The 17482-nt window shown below is 73.7% G+C and carries 16 protein-coding genes and 1 rRNA gene; 12 read left to right on the top strand and 5 right to left on the bottom strand.

Features of this window, described 5'->3' with window-relative positions; translation table 11 throughout:
* Positions 1-28: 28 nt before the first annotated feature.
* Positions 29-145, top strand: a 5S ribosomal RNA gene (gene rrf / locus AC1Q5D_RS04200).
* A gap of 79 nt (positions 146-224) precedes the next feature.
* On the opposite strand, the gene AC1Q5D_RS04195 is transcribed toward rrf, so the two are convergent.
* Positions 225-1295, bottom strand: coding sequence for a hypothetical protein (locus AC1Q5D_RS04195; RefSeq protein ID WP_481737307.1), 1071 nt, complete (start codon positions 1293-1295; stop codon positions 225-227).
* 156 nt (positions 1296-1451) lie between these two features.
* On the opposite strand from AC1Q5D_RS04195, the gene AC1Q5D_RS04190 reads away from it, so the two are divergent.
* Genes AC1Q5D_RS04190 through AC1Q5D_RS04145 form a run of 10 tightly spaced genes read left to right on the top strand, consistent with a single transcriptional unit; the run spans position 1452 to position 10999 of the window.
* Positions 1452-2285, top strand: coding sequence for a hypothetical protein (locus AC1Q5D_RS04190; RefSeq protein ID WP_481737306.1), 834 nt, complete (start codon positions 1452-1454; stop codon positions 2283-2285).
* Positions 2286-3296 (top strand): HAD-IIA family hydrolase, encoded by a 1011-nt coding sequence (locus AC1Q5D_RS04185; RefSeq protein ID WP_481737305.1) that lies wholly within the window; start codon positions 2286-2288, stop codon positions 3294-3296.
* Positions 3289-3456, top strand: coding sequence for a hypothetical protein (locus AC1Q5D_RS04180; RefSeq protein ID WP_481737304.1), 168 nt, complete (start codon positions 3289-3291; stop codon positions 3454-3456). Before AC1Q5D_RS04185 ends, AC1Q5D_RS04180 begins: the two co-directional genes overlap by 8 nt.
* A complete protein-coding gene (locus tag AC1Q5D_RS04175) occupies positions 3456-4253 on the top strand; it encodes a TlyA family RNA methyltransferase (protein ID WP_481737303.1) in 798 nt (265 codons plus the stop codon). The genes AC1Q5D_RS04180 and AC1Q5D_RS04175 overlap by 1 nt, the downstream gene beginning before the upstream one ends.
* A gap of 49 nt (positions 4254-4302) precedes the next feature.
* Positions 4303-5316, top strand: coding sequence for an NAD kinase (locus tag AC1Q5D_RS04170; RefSeq protein ID WP_481737302.1), 1014 nt, complete (start codon positions 4303-4305; stop codon positions 5314-5316).
* Entirely contained in the window at positions 5313-7061 is a 1749-nt protein-coding gene (gene recN / locus AC1Q5D_RS04165) for a DNA repair protein RecN (protein ID WP_481737301.1), read from the top strand. Before AC1Q5D_RS04170 ends, recN begins: the two co-directional genes overlap by 4 nt.
* Before the next feature lie 28 nt (positions 7062-7089).
* On the top strand, positions 7090-8784 hold the full coding sequence (locus AC1Q5D_RS04160) for a CTP synthase (RefSeq protein WP_481737317.1): 1695 nt from the start codon (positions 7090-7092) through the stop codon (positions 8782-8784).
* 2 nt (positions 8785-8786) lie between these two features.
* Complete coding sequence (locus AC1Q5D_RS04155) at positions 8787-9455, top strand: NUDIX domain-containing protein (RefSeq protein ID WP_481737300.1); 669 nt, start codon at positions 8787-8789, stop codon at positions 9453-9455.
* An 8-nt stretch (positions 9456-9463) separates the two neighbouring features.
* Positions 9464-10492 (top strand): site-specific tyrosine recombinase XerD, encoded by a 1029-nt coding sequence (gene xerD, locus AC1Q5D_RS04150; RefSeq protein ID WP_481737299.1) that lies wholly within the window; start codon positions 9464-9466, stop codon positions 10490-10492.
* Between the two features lie 9 nt (positions 10493-10501).
* Positions 10502-10999, top strand: a complete 498-nt coding sequence (locus tag AC1Q5D_RS04145) for an 8-oxo-dGTP diphosphatase (RefSeq protein ID WP_481737298.1) — start codon at positions 10502-10504, stop codon at positions 10997-10999.
* Between the two features lie 23 nt (positions 11000-11022).
* Here the strand turns inward: AC1Q5D_RS04145 and AC1Q5D_RS04140 are convergent, their stop codons facing one another.
* Genes AC1Q5D_RS04140 through AC1Q5D_RS04125 form a run of 4 tightly spaced genes read right to left on the bottom strand, consistent with a single transcriptional unit; the run spans position 11023 to position 15332 of the window.
* The gene (locus AC1Q5D_RS04140; RefSeq protein ID WP_481737297.1) at positions 11023-12165 is read right to left on the bottom strand and encodes a bifunctional 2-methylcitrate synthase/citrate synthase; all 1143 of its coding nucleotides are present in this window, start codon (positions 12163-12165) and stop codon (positions 11023-11025) included.
* Between the two features lie 52 nt (positions 12166-12217).
* Entirely contained in the window at positions 12218-13147 is a 930-nt protein-coding gene (prpB, locus tag AC1Q5D_RS04135; protein WP_481737296.1) for a methylisocitrate lyase, read from the bottom strand.
* Positions 13148-13149: 2 nt separating this feature from the next.
* A complete protein-coding gene (locus tag AC1Q5D_RS04130; RefSeq protein WP_481737295.1) occupies positions 13150-14667 on the bottom strand; it encodes an MmgE/PrpD family protein in 1518 nt (505 codons plus the stop codon).
* Complete coding sequence (locus tag AC1Q5D_RS04125; RefSeq protein ID WP_481737294.1) at positions 14664-15332, bottom strand: GntR family transcriptional regulator; 669 nt, start codon at positions 15330-15332, stop codon at positions 14664-14666. Before AC1Q5D_RS04125 ends, AC1Q5D_RS04130 begins: the two co-directional genes overlap by 4 nt.
* Before the next feature lie 188 nt (positions 15333-15520).
* Here AC1Q5D_RS04125 and AC1Q5D_RS04120 point away from each other — a divergent pair, with 188 nt between their 5' ends.
* The gene (locus AC1Q5D_RS04120) at positions 15521-17425 is read left to right on the top strand and encodes an AMP-binding protein (protein ID WP_481737293.1); all 1905 of its coding nucleotides are present in this window, start codon (positions 15521-15523) and stop codon (positions 17423-17425) included.
* Positions 17426-17482 lie beyond the last annotated feature (57 nt).

Raw genomic sequence — 17482 nt, 5'->3', positions numbered from 1 at the left:
GGTTGCCACGACAGGGCGGTGAAAGGGTTACGGCGGCCATAGCGTGGGGGAAACGCCCGGTCCCATACCGAACCCGGAAGCTAAGACCCACAGCGCCGATGGTACTGCACCCGGGAGGGTGTGGGAGAGTAGGACACCGCCGGACAACCATTACCAGGACCCCCAACCCCCACCAGGGTTGGGGGTCCTGACGCTTAACCACCACAACCAACTCGAACGGCGCTCTAAGATTGAATGAGTTGTCGACGGATCCGCGCGCGCGGATCCACCTGCATGAGACCGCGGCCCCTGGCCGCCAGAGAGGAATCGCCGTCGTGGCCGAGAACCAGGACCAGTCCCGCAACGAAGGCCGGCCGGAGAAGCGGGACCCCCGGGGGCCCCGCGAGAGCGGGCGGTCCGGCGGTTTCCGGGGCGGCGATCGCCGCGAGGGCGGTTTCCGTGGAGGCGAGCGCCGTGAAGGCGGTTTCCGAGGGGACCGTGACGGCGGGCAGCGCCGCGAGGGTGGCTTCCGCGGAGGCGAACGCCGCGAGGGCGGTTTCCGAGGGGACCGTGACGGCGGTTTCCGTGGTGGCGAGCGTCGTGAGGGCGGTTTCCGTGGTGGGGACCGCCGCGAGGGTGGCTTCCGCCGCGATGACCGTCGGGACGACGGATTCGGCGGGAACCGTGATCGCGGCCCCCGGGAAGATGGTTTCCGTGGTGGGGACCGCCGTGAGGGTGGTTTCCGTGGGGACCGTGACGGCGGGCAGCGCCGCGAGGGTGGCTTCCGTGGTGGGGACCGCCGTGAGGGTGGTTTCCGTGGGGACCGTGACGGCGGGCAGCGCCGCGAGGGTGGTTTCCGTGGGGACCGTGACGGCGGGCAGCGCCGCGAGGGTGGCTTCCGCGGAGGCGAACGCCGTGAAGGCGGTTTCGGCAGTAACCGCGATCGTGGCCCCCGCGAGGGCGGATTCCGTGGTGGCGAGCGTCGGGAGGGTGGATTCCGTGGTGGGGACCGCCGCGAGGGTGGCTTCCGCCGGGATGACCGTCGGGAAGACGGATTCGGCGGGAACCGCGATCGCGGGCCCCGTGCGGGCGGTTTCCGTGGGGATCGTGACGGCGGGCAGCGCCGCGAGGGCGGTTTCCGCGGAGGTGACCGCCGCGAGGGTGGCTTCCGCCGCGATGACCGTCGGGAGGACGGATTCGGCGGGAACCGTGATCGTGGCCCCCGAGAGGGTGGCTTCCGTGGTGGCGAGCGCCGTGACGGGGGTTTCCGTGGGGACCGCGGTCCGCGCCGGGAAGGTGACCGGACTCCGCACCACAACCCCGCGGACCTGCGGACGGCGAACCGACCGGACCGCGCACCGTCCCCGGACATCGACGAGGACGTCACCGGGCGCGAACTCGACCGCGGCACGCGGGCGGAGCTGCGCTACCTGGAGGAGCGCAACGCCGAGTGGGTCTCCAAGCACCTGGTCATGGCCGGCCGCCTGATCGACATCGACCCTGAGGCCGCCTACGAGCACGCGCTGGCTGCGAGCCGCCGCGGCGGCCGCGTCGCGGTCGTCCGCGAGGCGGTGGGCCTCACCGCCTACGCCTCCGGCCGATTCGCCGACGCCCTGCGCGAGTTCCGCACGTTCCGCCGGATCAGCGGCTCGAACGTCCACCTCCCGGCCATGGCGGACTGCGAACGCGCCATGGACCGGCCCGAGAAGGCCCTCGAAACGGCGCACGGCGAGGAGGCCGCGTCCCTCGACGTGCCCGGGCGCGTCGAGATGGCGATCGTCGCCTCGGGGGCGCAGGCCGACCTCGGCCGCCACGAGGAAGCCGTGAAGGAACTGGAGATCCCGCAGCTGGACATCAACCGGGCCTACTCCTTCAGCCCCCGGCTCTATGCCGTCTACGCGGAGGCCCTCGAAACCGTCGGCCGGACGGACGAGGCCGAACGCTGGCGCCGCCAGGTGCGGGTCGCGGAGAACGCCCTGGGCGTCGGCGAGTTCGCCGACCCCGAAATCATCGACCTCGTCGGCGACGACGAGGAGCCCCGTCCGAAGCCCCGTGTCCGCGACGTCATGCCTGCCGGCGAGGCACCCGCGGAAGGGGCCGAAAGCCCCGCGGACACCGCGGCGGACTCCGGCGACGCGCTCGGCCACGGGGAGCAGGACCGGCAGGACGCCCCCGCGGAGCGGGAGGAGCTCGGCTTCGACGAGGAGGACAGCCTCCACGAGGTGGAAACCCGCGACCCGTCCGACGGCACGGACGTGTCCGAAGCCGCCGACGGCGGTGCCCCCGAGCCGGAGGACCGCGACTAGATGGCGCAGACCGGCATGCTGGTCTCCGCGTACGACGCCGTCCTGTCGGACTTGGACGGCGTCGTCTACGCGGGGCAGGAGGCGATCCCCGGAGCGACGGAAACCCTGGGGAGGCTGGAGCCCCTCGGCGTGGGGCTCGCGTACATCACGAATAACGCGGCCCGTTCCCCGGAGGCGGTCGCGGAGCACCTCCGGCAGCTCGGCGCGCCCGCGACGGCGGAGTCCGTCTACGGCTCGGCCGACGCCGGGGCGCAGCTCCTGGCCGACCTGGTGGACCCCGGGGCCCGCGTGCTCGTCGTCGGCAGCGCCTACCTCAGGGACCGGGTCGTGGCGCACGGATTGGCCCCCGTCTCCTCCGCGGCGGACCGGCCTGCGGCGGTGATCCAGGGTTTCGACCCGGCCGTCGGCTGGCGGGACCTGGCCGAGGCGTCCTACTCCGTCGCCCGCGGCGCCGTCTGGGTTGCCACCAACCTCGACGCCACGATTCCCCGGGCCGAGGGGACTGCCCCCGGCAACGGGTCCCTGGTCGACGCCGTCGCCACCGCCACCGGAACCCGCCCGCGCGCCACCGGCAAGCCGGAGCCCACGCTGTTCAAGCTGGCGGCCGAGGGCCTCGGGGCGGCCAAGCCGCTGGTGGTCGGCGACCGGCTCGACACCGACATTCTCGGCGGGCGGCGCGCCGGGTTCGCCACGGCCGCCGTCCTGACCGGTATCGACACGCGCCAGAGCATCCTGGCGGCGCCCGCCGAGCAGCGGCCGGACTTCCTGCTCGCAGACCTCGGCGGCCTCCTCGAGCCCTACCCGGCCATCCAAGCCACCGGCAGCGATGTCGCCTGCGGCGCGGCCCGCGCCCGTGTCGACGGCGATGCCCTGAGGGTCTCCGGCTCCCCGGACGACCTCGACGCGTGGCGGGCCGCCTGCGCCGCCTGGTGGTACGCGCACCCCCACGCCGCGGAGTCCACGACCCCGGACCTGTCCTTCGACCACCGCTCTGGCGGCGCCCATGGCTGAGGGACGGACCGAAGCGGGCACGGGCGATCCCGCGGTGGACGCCGCCGTCGAGGCCCTGGAAACGCTCGGCCACGCGCCCGTCGCGGAGCACCAGGGCGTCCTCGAGGGGGTCCACGAGCGGCTCCGCGCGGCCCTGGACGCCGGGGAACCGGGTCCCTGATGCCGCGCCTGGACCGCGAACTGGTGGCGCGGGGCCTGGCCGCCTCGCGCACCGCCGCCGCCCGGATGGTCGCCGAGGGCCGGGTCGCCGTCGACGGCAGGACCGCTTCCAAGGCATCCCGGGACGTCGCCCCCGGCACGCCGATTGCCGTCGCGCCCGCCGCCGGGGACGAGTACGCCAGCCGTGCCGGCCACAAGCTGGCCGGCGCCCTCGACGCGTTCCCCGAGGTCTCCGTGGCCGGCCGCCGCTGCCTGGACGCCGGCGCGTCGACCGGCGGGTTCACCGACGTGCTCCTGCGCCGCGGCGCGGAACGCGTGGCCGCCGTCGACGTCGGCCACGGCCAGCTCGTCGACCGCCTCCGCGGCGACCCGCGCGTCGACGTCCACGAGGGCCTCAACGTGCGCCATCTCGACCCCGGGGAGGTCGGCGGGCCCGTGGACCTGGTCGTCGCCGACCTGTCGTTCATCTCGCTCACGCTGGTCCTGGCCCCCCTCGCCGCGGCGACGCGGCCGGGGGCGGACCTGGTCCTGATGGTCAAACCCCAATTCGAGGTCGGCCGCGAGCGCCTCCCGCGCACCGGCGTCGTCTCCGATCCGCAGGAGCGGAGGCGCGCCGTCGCATCCGTCCTGGACGCGGCGGCATCGGCGGGGCTCGTCCCCGCGGGCATCGCCCGCAGCCCGCTGCCCGGGCAGGATGGGAACGTGGAATTCTTCCTGCACCTGGTCCGCCAGCCCGCCGGAGCCGCGGCCGCGCCCGGCGACGTCCCGGGCCTGCTCGGGGCGGTTGACTATTCTTGATCCGGGCGTGCGCCCCGGCGCGTCGCCCGCAGCCGATGGAAGGGAAGGCATGAGACGGATCCTGGTCCTGGCGCACACGGGCCGCGACGACGCGCTGCAGGCCGCGCTGGACACCTGCCGCAGCCTGCGCGACGCCGGGCTCATCCCCGTCATGCGCCGCCGTGAGCTGCAGAACCTGCGCAACGCGGCCGCGGGGGAGACGCTCGCGGTCGAGATCCTCGACGAGGACGTCGACCTCGCACAGATCGACCTGGGCATGGTGCTCGGCGGCGACGGCACCGTGCTGCGCGCCGCCGAGCTGGTGCGCAACTCCACCGTCCCGCTGCTGGGCGTCAACCTCGGGCACGTGGGGTTCCTCGCGGAAAGCGAGCGGGCCGACCTGAGCCGAACCGTCGAGTGGGTGGTCAACCGCGAGTACACGGTCGAGGAGCGGATGACCATCGACGTGCAGGCATGGGTCGGCAACCGCCGCATCGCCCACACCTGGGCACTCAACGAGGCAGCCGTCGAGAAGGCCAACCGCGAACGCATGATCGAGGTCGTCATGGAGGTCGACGGGCGGCCGCTGAGCACGTTCGGTTGCGACGGCATGGTCCTGGCCACACCCACCGGCTCGACCGCCTACGCGTTCTCCGCCGGCGGGCCCGTCGTCTGGCCCGAGGTCGAGGCGCTCATCATGGCGCCCATCAGCGCCCACGCCCTGTTCGCCAAGCCCCTCGTCGTGGGCCCCGACTCCCGGCTGGCCGTGGAGGTGCTGACGCGCACCGACGCGCCCGCGGTCCTCTGGTGCGACGGCCGCCGCACCATCGACCTGCCGCCGGGGGCCCGCATCGAGGTCGTTCGATCGCCGAAGCCGGTGCGGCTGGCCCGCGTCAACCGCACCCCGTTCAGTGAGCGGCTCGTGCGTAAGTTCCAGCTGCCGACCGGGGGCTGGCGCGGGCCCGTCCCCGAGCGCGAGCGCGCCGCCACGACGACGACGGCGCTGCCGATCGTCGCGCCACCGCTGCAGACCGTCGAGCCGCGGCACCTCGGGCCGCGCCCCGAGGAGGGAGGCCACCCGTGATCGAGGAGATCCGCATCACCGCCCTCGGCGTCATCGAGCAGGCGACCCTGCCGCTGGGGCCCGGGTTCACCGCCGTGACGGGCGAGACCGGCGCGGGCAAGACCATGGTCGTCACGGCCCTGGGCCTGCTGCTCGGACGCCGGGCCGACGCCGGTGCCGTCCGCCACGGCGCCAAGCAGGCCGTCGCGGAGGCGACCCTGCGGCTTCCCGCCGGACACGCCGCCCTGGTCCGCGCCGAGGAGGCGGGGGCGCTGGTGGAGGAGTACGACGGCGAGGCCGACCTGATGCTCGCCCGCTTCCTCGGGGCCGAGGGCCGCAGCCGGGCCGCCGTCGGCGGGCGCTCCACGCCGGTGGGCGTGCTCGCCGAGCTGGGGGAGGCCCTCGTCGCCGTGCACGGCCAGACCGACCAGCTCCGGCTCAAGGGGGCCGCCGCCCAGCGCGAGTCCCTCGACAAGTTCGGGGGCGCGGGCCTGCAGGACACCCTCGGCTCCTACCGGGAGGCGTACGCCCGCTGGCGCGAGGTCGCGGCCGAGCTCGACGCCCTGGCGTCCCAGGCCCGGGAGCGGCTGCGCGAGGCGGAGTCGCTCCAGGCCGCCCTCGAGGAGATCGACGCCGCCGACCCCCAGCCGGGGGAGGACGACGCGCTGAAGGCCGAGGCGCAGAAGCTCGCGAACGTCGAGGCCCTGCGCACCGCGGCCCTGACGGCGCGCGCCGCCCTCGCCGGGGACGAGTACTCCGACGGCCCCGACGCGGTGGGCCTCGTTGACGCGGCCCAGCGCGCGCTCGAGCAGGTCTCCGGCGACGACCCCGAGCTCGGGACGCTGGCCGGCCGGCTCGCGGAGGTCGGGATCCTCGCCTCCGAGGCGTCGACGGACCTGGCCAGCTACGCCTCCTCGCTGGACTCCGAGGGCCCTGAGCGGCTCGCGGAGGTCGAGGCACGGCGCGCGGAGCTCGCCGGGCTGGTGCGCAAGTACGCGCCCTCGGTCGACGGCGTCCTGGAGTGGGCGGGGCAGGCGCGGGAGCGGCTCACGGAGCTGCAGGACGACACCGGACGCATCGACGCGCTGACCGCCGAGCGGGACGCGCTCGACGCCACCGTGGGCTCGCTCGCCGCCGACCTGACGGAACACCGCCGTGCGGCCGGGCGGATGCTCGGGGAGCGCGTCACGGCCGAGCTGGCGGCGCTGGCGATGCCCGACGCGCGCTTCGTCGTCGAGGTCGAGGACGCCGCGGACCGCGGCCCCCACGGCGCCGACCAGGTCGCCATGCTGCTGCAGCCGCACGCCGGAAGCGCGCCCCGGCCCCTGGGCAAGGGGGCCTCGGGGGGCGAGCTCTCCCGGGTCATGCTGGCCATCGAGGTGGTCCTGGCGGAGGTCGACCCGGTGCCCACGTTCGTGTTTGACGAGGTCGACGCGGGGGTCGGCGGCAAGGCGGCGGTCGAGATCGGCCGGCGCCTGGCGATGCTGGCCCGCCACGTCCAGGTCCTCGTCGTGACGCACCTGCCCCAGGTCGCCGCGTTCGCGGACCGGCACGTGCGCGTGATCAAGACCTCGGACGCCGCCGCCGACGACGGGGCCGGTTTCACTGCCAGCGACGTCCTGCCGCTCGAGGGCACCGACCGGGTCCGGGAACTCGCGCGGATGCTGGCCGGGCAGGAGCACTCCGACACGGCGCAGGCCCACGCCGAGGAACTCCTCGCGGATGCGCGCGCGGCAGTCGAGGCGTTTGCGCCCGCGGGACAGTAGAGTGGCCGCAGTCCCCGCCGGCCAATTGATGATAGGCTCGAACCCCGTGGTGCAGCGTACTTTCTCCCGTAGTTCCCGGTCCCCCCAACCCACGAAGCACATCTTCGTGACGGGCGGCGTCGCCTCCTCGCTCGGCAAGGGGCTCACCGCCTCGAGCCTGGGCCACTTGTTGCGGGCGCGCGGCCTTTCGGTCACGATGCAGAAGCTCGACCCCTACCTGAACGTCGATCCCGGAACGATGAACCCGTTCCAGCACGGCGAGGTGTTCGTCACCAACGACGGCGCCGAGACCGACCTCGACATCGGCCACTACGAGCGGTTCCTCGACGAGGACCTCGACGGCTCGGCCAACGTGACCACCGGCCAGGTGTACTCCACGGTCATCGAGAAGGAGCGCCGCGGCGACTACCTCGGCGACACCGTCCAGGTCATCCCGCACATCACCGACGAGATCAAGCGGCGCATGCGCCTGCCGTCCGAGGCGAAGAAGGCCCCGGACGTGATCATCACGGAGATTGGCGGCACGGTCGGCGACATCGAGTCCCAGCCGTTCCTGGAGTCGGCCCGCCAGATCCGCCAGGACGTCGGGCGCAACAACGTGTTCTTCGTGCACGTCTCCCTGGTCCCGTACATCGGCCCGAGCCAGGAGCTCAAGACCAAGCCGACCCAGCACTCCGTGGCGGCCCTTCGCTCCATCGGCATCCAGCCCGACGCGCTGGTGATCCGCTCCGACCGGGAGATCCCCGAGGAGATGCGCGTCAAGCTCGGCCGCACCTGCGACGTCGATCCCGAGGCGGTCATCAACTGCGCGGACGCCCCGAGCATCTACGACATCCCGGTGATCATCCACCGCCAGGGCCTCGACGCGTACATCGTCCAGGCCCTCGGAATGAAGTTCAAGGACGTCGACTGGACGCAGTGGGAGCGGCTGCTCGAGGCCGTCCACCAGCCCAAGCACCACGTCGAGGTCGCGCTGGTCGGCAAGTACATCGACCTTCCGGACGCCTACCTGTCCGTCACCGAGGCCCTGCGCGCCGGCGGGTTCGCGAACGCGGCGAAGGTCGCGATCCGCTGGGTCCCCTCCGACGAGTGCTCCACGCCGGAGGGCGCGGCCAAGTCCCTGGCCGGAGTCGACGCGATCTGCGTCCCGGGCGGCTTCGGGATCCGCGGCCTCGAGGGCAAGCTGGGCGCCCTGCGCCACGCCCGCGAGCACGGGCTGCCGGCGCTCGGGCTCTGCCTGGGCCTGCAGTCGATGGTCATCGAGTACGCGCGCAACGTCGCCGGGCTCGAGGACGCGTCGTCGACGGAGTTCGACCCGGACTCCAAGCACCCGGTCATCGCCACCATGGAGGAGCAGCTCGCGATCGTCGCCGGCGAGGGCGACCTCGGCGGCACCATGCGCCTGGGCCTCTACGACGCGAAGCTCAAGTCCGGCTCCGTCATCGCCGAGACCTACGGCAAGACCAAGGTCTCCGAGCGGCACCGCCACCGCTACGAGGTGAACAACGCTTACCGCGAGCAGCTGGAGCGCCACGGGCTCGTCTTCTCCGGCACGTCGCCGGACGGCAAGCTCGTCGAGTTCGTGGAGCTGCCGCGTACGGTGCACCCGTACTACGTCTCCACCCAGGCGCACCCGGAGCTCAGCTCCCGCCCGACCCGCCCGCACCCGCTGTTCGCGGGCCTGGTCAACGCCGCCCTCGACCACCAGAAGGCCGGGAAGTAGGCATGGCGGCACCCGGTGGCGGTCCGGCCGACTCGGCCGGCCGCCACCGCCTGCTCACCAGCGACACCGTCTACGAGGGCCGGATCTGGAACGTCGTCCGGGACCGGTTCGAGTTCGGTCCCGACGCGCAGGTGCTGGAGCGGGACTACATCGACCACCCGGGCGCGGTCGCGGTCGTGGTCGAGGACGACGGCGGGCGGATCCTGCTGCTGCGCCAGTACCGGCGCCCCGTCGACATGGACCTGTGGGAGATCCCGGCGGGCCTGCTGGACGTCGACGGCGAGGACCCCCTCGACGCGGCCGTCCGCGAGCTCGCCGAGGAGGCCGACCTGCGTGCCCGGGAATGGTCGGTGCTCGCGGACATGTTCAACTCGCCGGGCTCCTCGAGCGAGGCGATCCGGATCTACCACGCCACCGGCCTGTCCGAAGTGCCCGAGGCCGAGCGCCACGAGCGCACGGACGAGGAGGCCGGGATGGACTTCGCCTGGGTTCCGCTGGGGGAGGCCGTCGCAGCCGTCCTCGACGGCCGCCTGCACAACCCCTCCGCCGTCGCCGGGCTGCTTGCGCTGCACGCCGCCCGGACCACGGGCGCCGCCGGGCGGCCGGCCCGCGACGCATGGGACAGCCACCCCCGCCTGGGTTCCGCGGCCCGGGGCACCGCGGGGGCATAGCGCCGCCCATGGACACCGCCAGCACGCCGGGACCGGCCGGGACGCCGGCCGAAGCCGGTCCGCGGGACCGGGGCAGCCTGCCGGACGCGGACGGCGCCCCGTCCCCGGCGACCCCGCTCCGGCGGCAGGTCGAGGCCTACCTGCAGCACCTCTCCGTCGAGCGGGGCATGGCCCGGAACACGGTCGCCGCCTACCGCAGGGACCTCACGCGCTACGCCAACTACCTGGGCGCCGCCGGGATCGAGTCGGCGCAGGCCGTGGCGCCGCGCGACGCGACGGGCTTCGCCCAGGCCATCCGCGAGGGCAGCGACGGCGGCGCCGCGCTGAGCGCCCGATCGGCCGCACGCTGCGTCGTCGCCGTGCGCGGGCTCCACCGGTTCTGGGCCCTCGAGGGGACCACCGCCGACAACGCGGCCGCCGACCTCAAGCCCCCGGCCGCCGTCCAGCGCCTGCCCAAGGCGATCCCGGTCTCCGAGGTCACCGCCCTCATCGAGTCGGTCCCCCTCGAGGCCCCGTCCGGGCTGCGGGACCGGGCGCTGCTCGAGTTCCTCTATTCGACCGGTGCGCGGATCAGCGAGGCGGTCGGCCTCGACGTCGACGACCTGCGGCTCGACGACGGCGACGGCCCCGCCGTCGTCCGCCTCTTCGGCAAGGGCTCCCGGGAGCGGGTGGTGCCGCTGGGCTCCTACGCGGTGCGCGCGCTGCGCGCCTACCTGGTCCGGTCGCGGCCCGCGCTCGCGGCGAAGGGGGCCGGGACGCCGGCGCTGTTCCTGAACCTGCGCGGCGGCCGGCTGAGCCGGCAGTCCGCGTGGTCGGTCCTCAAGGCCGCCGCCGAGCGCGCCGGGAGCACCCGCGACGTTTCCCCGCACACGCTGCGGCACTCCTTCGCCACGCACCTGCTCGAGGGCGGGGCGGACGTGCGCGTCGTCCAGGAGCTGCTCGGGCACGCGTCCGTCACCACCACCCAGATCTACACGCTGGTCACCGCGGACACGCTCCGGGAGGTCTACGCGGCGGCCCACCCCCGCGCGCGGTAGTCTTCCGGCATGCCAGTCCCCGTGGTCCTCTGCCTGCCCGTCCGCGGCACCGGCGCCGACGCGCGCGTGCTATTGGGCGTCAAGAAGCGCGGCTTCGGCCGCGGGCGCGTCGTCGCCCCGGGCGGGAAGATCGAGCCCGGCGAGACGCCCGCGGCCGCGGCCGCCCGGGAGCTGGAGGAGGAGACCGGGCTGTCCGCGGACCCCGCCGACCTGCGCGAGGCCGGCCTGGTGGAGTTCCGGTTCCCGGCGGACCCGGCCGCCGACATGGACTGCCGGGTGTTCCTCGCCGCGGCGGCCCGGGGCGAGCCGCGCGAGACGGACGAGCTGGCCCCCGAATGGCACCCCGTGTCGGGCCTGCCCGCGGAGCGGATGTGGGAGGATTCCGGCCGCTGGCTGCCGGAGCTGCTCGCGGGCCGGCGCCTGCGCGTGCGCGTCGAATTGGCCGCGGACAACGTCTCCGTCGGCCGCTACGAGGCCGTGGCCTGGGACGGGGCCGCCGGCCGCTGATCCGGCGGGCCCCTCCCGTGCCCCTAGAGGTGGCGCTCGTCCGGCCCGTTGTAGGCGGAGAGCGGGCGGATCAGCGAGTTGTCGGCCCGCTGCTCCATGATGTGCGCCGTCCACCCGGTGATGCGGGCGGCGATGAACAGCGGCGTGAACATGTCCGTGTCGAAGCCCATCAGGTGGTAGGTGGGGCCGGCCGGGTAGTCCAGGTTCGGCTGGATGCCCTTGGCCTCGTCCATGGCCCGCTGCAGCCCGTCGTACAGCCCGAGCAGCTCGCCGCGGCCGTAGTGCTCCACCATCCGGTCCAGGGCGGCCTTCATGGTCGGGACGCGGGAGTCGCCGTGCTTGTAGACGCGGTGCCCGAAGCCCATCACCTTCTTCTTCGCGGCCAGGGCGTCCTCCATCCACGCCTTGGCGCGGACGGCGGCCTCCTCGCGGGTCTCCTCCGGGCGGATCCCGATCTCCTCGAACGTGTGCATGACGGCCTCGTTCGCGCCGCCGTGCAGCGGGCCCTTCAGGGCGCCGATCGCGGCGACGACGGCGGAGTGCAGGTCCGCCAGCGTGGACGTCACCACGCGGGCCGTGAACGTCGAGGCGTTGAACGAGTGCTCCGCGTAGAGGACCATCGAGACCCGGAAGGCGTCGACGACCGGCTCCGGGGCCTCCTCGCCGAACGCCATCCACAGGAAGTTCTGGCAGTAGTCCAGGTCCTCCCGCGGGGCGACGGCGTCCAGTCCGCGGCGGCGGCGCTGGTCGTAGGCGACGACGGCGGGGAACATCGCGAACAGCTCCTGCGCCTTGCGCAGCTCCGCCTCGGGGGAGGAGTCGCCGGCCTGGGGGTGGTTCGCGCCCAGCACGGAGACGGCCGTGCGGCCGACGTCCATCGGGTGGCAGTCCTTCGGCAGCAGGTCGATGGCCGCCTTGACGTTGTCCGCCAGCGCCCGGTGGGAGCGCTCCAGGGCCACGAACTCGTCGCGCTGCGCGGCGGTGGGCAGCTCGCCCAGCCACAGCAGCAGCGCCACCTCCTCGAAGGACTTCTCCGCCGCCAGCTCCTGCACCGGGTAGCCGCGGTAGAGCAGCGAGTTGGTCTCCGGGTTCACCTTCGAGACGGCCGTGTAGTCGGCGACGACGCCGGCCAGGCCCTTCTTGATCTCGGTGGTCTGTGTGGTCATGGTCCTATCCTTCTGCGGTGGTCCGGACGGGGCCTCCCGCCCGGAGGGGCGGTCAGCGGTCCGCGTTGTTGGACGCGATGTCCAGGCCGGGGACCTGGAAGTTGAAGATGCCGGTGTCGAAGCGGTTGTAGGCCTCGTAGTCAACTAGCTCATAGAGGCGGGCCCTCGTCAACATGGAATCCACGGCCCCCTCCTGGGTGCCGTCGGCCGCGATGGCGTCGAGCGCCCGCTCGGCCGCCCCCAGGGCGCTGCGCAGCAGCGTCACGGGGTAGATGACGATCGCGACACCGACGTCGGCGAGCTGCTGGCGCGTGAAGAGGTCGGACTTGCCGAACTCGGTCATGTTCGCCAGCACCGGGACGTCGACGGCCCGGCAGACCGCCTCGAACTCCGACAGGTCGCGCATGGCCTCGGGGAAGATCGCGTCGGCCCCCGCGTCGACCAGGGCCCTGGCGCGCGAGACGGCGGCGTCGAGCCCGTCCACGGCGCGCACGTCGGTGCGCGCCATGATGAGGAAGTTCGGGTCCCTGCGTGCGTCCGCCGCGGCGGCGATGCGCTTGGCCATCGTGTCCAGGTCGACGACGTTCTTGCCGTCCAGGTGGCCGCAGCGCTTGGGGTTGAACTGGTCCTCGATGTGGCAGCCGGCCAGCCCCGCGTTCTCGAGCTCCTGGACCGTGCGTGCCACGTTCATCGGCTCCCCGAAGCCCGTGTCGGCGTCGACGATGGCGGGCAGGTCCGTCATCCGGGCGATCTGCCCGGCCCGGGTGGCGACCTCGGTGAGCGTGGTCAGGCCGATGTCCGGCAGGCCCAGGTCGTTGGCGAGCACGGCGCCGGAGATGTAGACGCCGTCGAAGCCCTTCTCGCCGATGAGGCGCGCGGAGACCGGGTTGAACGCGCCGGGGAACTGGCGGGCGGCGCCCGGGACCAGCGACTCGCGCAGGGCCCGGCGCTTGGCCTCGGGCGTGGTGGTCGAGTACAGCATGGCTAGAACAGCCCCTTCGGTGCGGAGACGAGGTCGACGACGCCGGCGGCCGCCGCGATGTTCAGCTGGTCCAGCTCTCCGGCGGCCAGCTCCGGGAGCCGCTCGGCGGCCGCGAGGAACCGGTCGATCTCGGCGTCGTCGACCAGCCCCTCGGCGAGGGAGCGGAACTTGCCCACGTACTGGTCGCGGGCGAACGGCCGCGCCCCGAGCGGGTGGGCGTCCGCGACGGCGATCTCGTCCGAGATGGTCATGCCGTTGTTCAGCGTGATCTCCACGGACCCGCCGAACGCCTTCTCGGCGATGTCGAGCGAGTGGTAGCGGCGGGTCCACTCGGGGTCCTCCTCGGTGGTCACCTTGTGCCACAGCTCGACCGTGTCCGGTCGGGCGGCGCGGCGCGGCGCGTAGGAGTCCACGTGGTGCCACGCCCCGTCCTGCAGGGCAACCGTGAAGATGTAGGGGATCGAGTGGTCGAGCGTCTCGCGCGAGGCGGTCGGGTCGTACTTCTGCGGGTCGTTCGCGCCGGAACCGATCACGTAGTGGGTGTGGTGGCTGGTGCGGATGACGATCGACTTCACGTTCGCGGGGTCCGTGGCGTCCGGGTGCTCGCGGTGCAGCTTCCGGGCCAGGTCGATCCAGGCCTGCGCCTGGTATTCCGCGGAGTGCTCCTTCGTGTACGTGTCGAGGATGGCGCGCTTGGACTCGCCCGGGCCCGGCAGGGGCACCTCGTAGCGGGCGTCCGGCCCGTCGAGCAGCCAGGCGATCACGCCGTCCTCGCCCTCGTAGATCGGCACCGGCGAGGTCTGCCCGCGCATCGCGCGGTCGACCGCCTCCACGGCCATCTTGCCCGCGAACGCCGGGGCGTGGGCCTTCCAGGTGGAGATCTCGCCCTTGCGCGACTGCCGGGTCGCCGTCGTGGTGTGCAGGGCCTGGCCGACCGCCTGGAAGATGGTCTCGACGTCGAGGCCGAGCAGCGTGCCCAGGCCCGCGGCCGCCGAGGGGCCGAGGTGGGCAACGTGGTCGATCTTGTGCTTGTGCAGGCAGATCGCCTTGACGAGGTCCACCTGGATCTCATAGCCGGTGGCGATGCCGCGCAGCAGGTCGGCGCCGCTGCGCCCGGCGTGCTGCGCGGCGGCGAGGATCGGCGGGATGTTGTCGCCGGGGTGGGAGTACTCGGCGGCCAGGAACGTGTCGTGGTAGTCGAGCTCGCGCACGGCCACGCCGTTGGCCCAGGCGGCCCACTCGGGGGACACGCGCTCGCCGATCCCGAACACGGAGGCGCCGGCGCCGCCGGACGAGGGCGCGTGGGTCAGGGCCTGCGCCCGGGCCGCGACGATCGGGCCGCGGTTGAGGGAGGCGACCGCGACCGACGCGTTGTCGATGACCCGGTTGATGACCATCTCGGCGACGTCGGCGTCGACGGCCACCGGGTCGGCCGCGACGGCGGCGATCTTGTGGGCGAGCTGGTCCTCGCGGGCCAGGTTCTCTTCGCTGCGGTGGACTCGGACGGGGTGCGTGATCATGCGGTGCCCTCTTTCTCGGGTGCGTGGGTCTTGATGTTGTCCAGGCTGTGGGCCAGGTGGACGAGCGTGGCGGCGGCGGCCCGCTCGGGGTCCCCGGCGGCGATCGCGGCGGCGATGGCCGCGTGTTCGCCGGCGGACTCGCGCAACCGCGCCGGGTCGTCCTGCGAGAGCCGGCGGACGCGGTGCAGGTGCAGGCGCAGCTGGCGCAGCGCCTGGCCGATGTAGGGGTTGTCGACGGCGGCGTCGATCGCCGCGTCCAGCTCGCCCGCGAGGACGTAGTAGTCCTCCCGGCCGGCGGGTCCGTCGCCCAGCGTGCGGGCCGCGTCGCGGAACCGGGCGGCCAGGTCCGTGAACCCGTCCTCGGGGCTCCCGGCCCCGCGCCGGGCGGCGGCGGCCAGCCGGGCGGACTCGACCTCCAGGGCGCGCCGCAGCGCGAAAAGGTCGTCCACGTGGTCGGGGGAGACCTCCGAGACCACCGTGCCGCGCCCTCCCTGCTGGGCGGCCAGCCCGTCGGCGACCAGCCGAGCGATCGCCTCCCGCACGGGGGTGCGGGAGAGGCCCAGCCGCTCGGCCTGTTCGACCTCGGCCAGCACCGTCCCGGGCAGCAGGCGCCACTCGACGATGTCCTGCCGTAGCGCCCGGTAGGCCTTGTCACTGGCTCGCATGGTCCCAGTGTATACATGCAAGCCGGAATGTCACCCCCATCGGAGGAAATTCTCCGGCTCTTCACCAATCGCCGACGATCTGTGTATACAAATCCCTTGAATTGCTGTGACGCGCGGCATATGCTCGGTCCGGCGGCGCCGGCGTCCGCGCCGGCCCCGGGACCGCAGGCGAACCGAAGGAGCCCCCCATGACGACGTACCGCGAATGCCGCGACCGCAGCGAGGCCGACCCCGAGGGGTTCTGGCTCGACGCGGCGCGGCGGCTGGAGTGGGACGTTCCGCCCACGCGCGCCCTGGACGGCTCCGCGGCGCCGCTGTACCGGTGGTTCCCGGACGGGAAGCTGAACATGTCGCGCAACGCGCTGGACCGCCACGTGGACGCCGGGCACGGCGACCGCCCGGCCCTCGTCCACGACTCCGCCATGACGGGCACCGTGCGCACCTTCACGTACCGCGAGCTGCGCGACGAGGTCGCCCGTTTCGCGGGGGCCCTGGCGTCCCGCGGAATCGGGGCGGGGGACCGCGTCGTCGTCTACCTGCCGATGGTCCCGCAGGCGGTCGTCGCGATGCTCGCCTGTGCCCGCATCGGCGCCGTCCACTCGGTCGTCTTCGGCGGGTTCGCGCCCCGCGAGCTCGCCGCGCGCATCGACGACGCCCGGCCCACGGCGATCCTTACGGCCAGCGGCGGGATCGAGCCGGCGCGCCGGATCGAGTACCTGCCCAACGTCGCCGAGGCCCTGGATGTGGCCGGGCACCGGGTCGAGACCGTGGTCGTGGCACACCGCGAGGGCTTCGGCCACTCCATCGCCGACTACGCCGACCGCGCCGAGGACTGGCTGGACTGGGACGAGTCCGCCCGCGGCGCGGAGCCCGCCGAGCCGCTTCCCGTGCCCTCGACCCACCCGCTCTACGTCCTCTACACCTCCGGCACGACGGGCGCCCCCAAGGGCGTCGTGCGGGACACGGGCGGGTATGCGACCGCCCTGGAGTTCTCGATGCGTACGGTCTACGGCGTCGGGCCGGGCGAGACCATGGTGACCGCCTCCGACGTCGGTTGGGTCGTCGGCCACTCCTACATCGTCTACGGCCCGCTCGTCGCCGGGGCCACCACGGTGCTCTACGAGGGCAAGCCGGTCGGCACGCCCGACGCGGGCGCGCTGTGGCGGCTCGTCTCGGACCACCGGGCCAAGGCCCTGTTCACGGCCCCGACCGCCCTGCGCGCCGTGCGGAAGGCCGACCCCGACGCGGAGCTGCTGGCCGGACACGACACCTCCAGCCTGCGCACCCTGTTCGTCGCCGGGGAGCGGCTGGACCCGGACACCTACGCCTGGGCCTCCGGGGCGCTCGGCGTCCCCGTCGTGGACAACTGGTGGCAGACGGAGACCGGGTGGCCGATCGCCGCGAACCCCGTGGGCCTGGAGCCCCTTCCGCTGAAGCCGGGGTCCCCGAGCGTGCCCGTGCCCGGGTACCGGTTGCGGATCCTGGACGGGCTCGGCGAGCCGGTCCCCGCCGGCACGGAGGGCAACATCGCCATCGAGCTGCCGCTTCCGCCCGGCACGCTGGCGACCCTGTGGGGCAACGACGCCCGGTTCGTGGAGTCCTACCTGAGCCAGTTCCCGGGCCACTACGCCACCGGGGACTCCGGGTACCTGGACGCCGACGGGTACCTCTTCGTGATGGGCCGCACCGACGACGTCATCAACGTGTCGGGGCACCGGTTGTCCACCGGCGCCATGGAACAGGTGCTCGGGTCGCACCCGGACGTGGCGGAGTGCGCCGTCATCGGCGTCGCCGATCCGCTCAAGGGGCAGCGGCCCCGGGGGTTCGTGGTGCTCAAGTCCGGCGCGGCGACGGGGGAGGAGGCGCTCGCCGGGGAGCTCGTGGCGCTGGTCCGCCGGGAGATCGGCCCGGTCGCCGACTTCCGCGAGGTGCACGTCGTGCCGGGGCTGCCGAAGACCCGCTCGGGGAAGATCCTGCGCAAGACCATGCGGCTGATCGCCGACGGCAAGCCCTACACCGTGCCCTCCACCATCGAGGACCCGGGCGTCGTGGACGAATTGCTGCCGCTGCTGCGCCCCGCCGCCGGGCGCTAGCCGGCCCGGGCCCGCCGCCGCCGGGCGCCGCCCGGGACGGGGCCCCGCCGCCGGGCG

This window comes from Arthrobacter paludis (assembly GCF_056782315.1).
Note: the sequence above shows the minus strand (reverse complement) of the source record. Positions and strands in the feature narration are given on the sequence as shown.